The organism is Frankia sp. AgKG'84/4 (assembly GCF_023242965.2).
In the GTDB taxonomy this organism is placed as follows: Bacteria; Actinomycetota; Actinomycetes; order Frankiales; family Frankiaceae; genus Frankia.
In genome coordinates, this window is sequence record NZ_JALKFU020000626.1 from 1 (window position 1) to 2,933 (window position 2,933).

Below are 2,933 nucleotides of genomic sequence, written 5' to 3' on the forward strand. Positions count from 1 at the left end.
GCCGTGGGGGCCACCACCGCCGAGGCCGCCCGCGCGGCCGCCCGCAGACCCGCCCGCGCCGCCGGCGGCAGCGTCGTCGGAGTCGGGTACGGGCCGTGCGCCAGCACGGTCGCGGCGCAGAGCAGCACCACCGGGACGATGGTGATCGAGAACCGGAGCCAGCCGAAGGTCTGTCCGGCGAGCAGGGCGGCCACCGAGAACGAGTACGCCCCGCCGAGCACGGCGATGGGCGCGAGCAGGCGCGTGTCGCGACGGCGCCAGCACATCCCCAGAGCCGCCGCGAGGATCAGCACGCCGAACGGTTCCAGCACCCGGGACTGGTCGAACATGTACCCGAGCGGGCCGCCCGGCTGGTCGATGACGGAGCTGATCCCGCCGGCCGACAGGCGGGTCTGCGCCGAGTTCCCGTTCGCCGAGGTGAACTGCGCGAACGGGGAGCCGATGATGAGGCTCGAGGTGATCGCCCAGACGGCGAAGGAGAACACGAACGGCAGGGCCAGGACTGTCATGTCACCGAGGGCGGCCGCGCGCCGCAGCGACGCCGGGCCGCGCGCGCGCCGGTAGGCGACCAGCCCGACGAAGACGGTGGTGACCAGACCGGCGGCCACCGTCTCGTACCGGGTCAGGTAGGCGGCGCCGAGGGCGAGGCCCGCGCCGGCCAGCGGGTTCGACGCGCGGGTGCGCAGCCAGCGGGTCAGCGAGGCCGCGGCGGCCAGCAGGAAGAACAGGAACGAGCCCTCGCTCATCCCGTTCATGCCGTAGTAGGCGATCTCCGGGTGGACGGCGAACAGCACGGTCAGCGTCCACGCGGCCCGGGGCCGCGCGCCGAGTTCCAGGCAGGTGCGCCGGAAGTACACCGCCGAGCCCGCCATGAACAGCGCCGACTGGACGGCCGCGGCGACGCCCCGGTAGGCGAACTCGGGCCACACCGTGGCCAGCGGCAGCAGCGGGATCTGCACGAGGGACGGCAGCGGGTTCCACACGAAGCCGACCGCGGCCAGGTGCGGGTCGCGGCTGAACACCGTGTAGTAGCCGTTCGCGGTCCGGCTCAGCGCGTCCGACATCACGCTGTCGTGCACGAGGCCCAGCCACATCCCGCCGCCGAGGTAGACCGAGGCGGCGGTGACGAACAGGACCAGACCGGCCCACCGCGGGCCCGTCGAGGCCGGGACCCCGGCCGCCGCTGTCGTGGTGGCGTCGCCGGCCCGGGTGGGAGCACCCTGCGGTGCACGCCCGTCCGGTGCACGCCCGTCCGGGGGCGGCCCGACCGGCTTCCGCCCGGCCGGTCGCCGCTGGATCGGCACTGTCACCTCAGCCGCCGACATGGCTCACCTTCCTGGCCGCGGGCTCGCTGACCAGCTCGTCGACGTCCACCGGGTCGGCGGCGCCGAGACCGTGGGTGGTCTTCTCCCAGTACGACGGGGCGATCACCAGTTGCAGCAGCGCCTTGCTGGCCGCCAGCGACATGAGCAGCCAGTAGGCCGGCGAGAGCACCGCCTGCGGCACCAGCCGGCCGATACCGGTGGCCCGGGCGGCGACGACGTTGCAGTAGACGAACGTGAAGTTGCCGAGCAGCAGGCACACCAGGCCGATGAAGTACAGCCAGGTCGGGAACAGCCGCTCGATGATCGGCAGATTGCCGGCGAACCACATGAGCGTCAGCGCCCACAACAGCGGGTTGAGCACCGCGAGCAGGGGCGTTCCGCCGACGAACAGGTTGAACCGCAGGAACCCCAGGACGCCGATCTCCCGGCAGATCGCGACCGGCTGGCGGGAATGCACCAGCCAGGTCTGCAGGTAGCCCTTGTACCAGCGGGAACGCTGCTTGAGCCAGTTGATCGCGTCGCTGTTCGCCTCCTCCAGGGTCACCGAGTCGAGCACGAGGGTGCGGTAGCCGCGCCGGTGCAGGCGCACGCCGAGGTCGGCGTCCTCGGTGACGTTGAAGGGGTCCCAGCCGCCCAGCTCGCGTAGCACGTCGGCACGGAAGTGGTTGGACGTCCCACCGAGTGGGATCGGGGCGTCCTGGCGGACGAGGCCGGGCAGCATCTGGTCGAACCACATCGCGTACTCGGTGGTGAACCAGCTGGTGAGGAGGTTCTGGTCATGGTTGAAGTAGGCGAGTTTCGCCTGCAGGCAGACGACGTTCGCCGGGACCTCGCGGAAGGCGATCGCGGCCTGCCGCAGCTGCAGCGGGTCGGGCCGGTCCTCCGCGTCGAAGATGGTGACCAGGTCGCCGCGGGCAAGGGCCAACCCGACGTTGCACGCCTTCGGCTTCGTCCGTGGCTCCGAGTAGGGAACCCGGACGATCCGCAGGTAGTCGGGCGGGTCCGCCGCGACGGCGGCGGCGTAGGTCTCGTCGTCGTCCTCCTCCAGCAGCAGGATGACGTCGAGCCGGTCCGGCGGGTACTCGATGTCCGCGATCGCGGTGAGCAGGTGGGGGAGGACCTCCGGCTCGCGGTAGGCCGGGATGAGGACGGTGTAGACGGGCAGGTTTTCCCCCGGCTCGGCGCGGGCTCGCTCGGGGGCGATGCTCAGCAGGCCCGGATCCCGCAGCGCCCGGTGGAGCAGCACCAGACGCTCAGCGAAGACGGCCAGGTAGAGCAGGCTGATGATGGCGATCACGCCGACCATGGCGGCCATCGGGGCGAAGGCGAACGCGGCGATCACGATCGCGGCGGTGGCGCTGAAGGTGATCCGCTGGCCGAGGGAGAGCCGGTCCCGCGCGGACAGCTGGTCGGGGACCTGCGCGCCGCTCATCGAGGCGCCTCCCCGGCCGGGCGGGGGTCCGGCCGGGCGGCGTCGAGTGTCGGCCGCCACTGGTCGAGGTTCCGGTTGCCCGGGATGTCCAGCGCGGCCAGCCCCCCGCACACCAGCGCGACCAGCAGCAGCGCCGGGTAGGCGCGGGCGACCGGTGGACGCCCGGCGGCCGGCCG

At 72.6% G+C, this 2,933-nt stretch carries 3 protein-coding genes; all 3 read right to left on the bottom strand.

Annotation, left to right across the window (positions count from 1 at the left end; genetic code table 11):
* On the bottom strand, positions 1-1,325 hold a 1,325-nt coding region (locus MXD58_RS24190), incomplete at its 3' end, for a hypothetical protein (protein ID WP_250609993.1).
* On the bottom strand, positions 1,312-2,757 hold the full coding sequence (locus MXD58_RS24195) for a glycosyltransferase (RefSeq protein WP_248836626.1): 1,446 nt from the start codon (positions 2,755-2,757) through the stop codon (positions 1,312-1,314). The genes MXD58_RS24190 and MXD58_RS24195, both read right to left, overlap by 14 nt.
* On the bottom strand, positions 2,754-2,933 hold a 180-nt coding region (locus tag MXD58_RS24200; protein ID WP_250609994.1), incomplete at its 5' end, for a hypothetical protein. The genes MXD58_RS24200 and MXD58_RS24195, both read right to left, overlap by 4 nt.

Excerpts from the sequence above, each read along its gene's own strand:
- MXD58_RS24195 (WP_248836626.1), bottom strand. The coding sequence starts at position 2,757 with ATGAGCGGCGCGCAGGTCCCCGACCAGCTGTCCGCGCGGGACCGGCTC.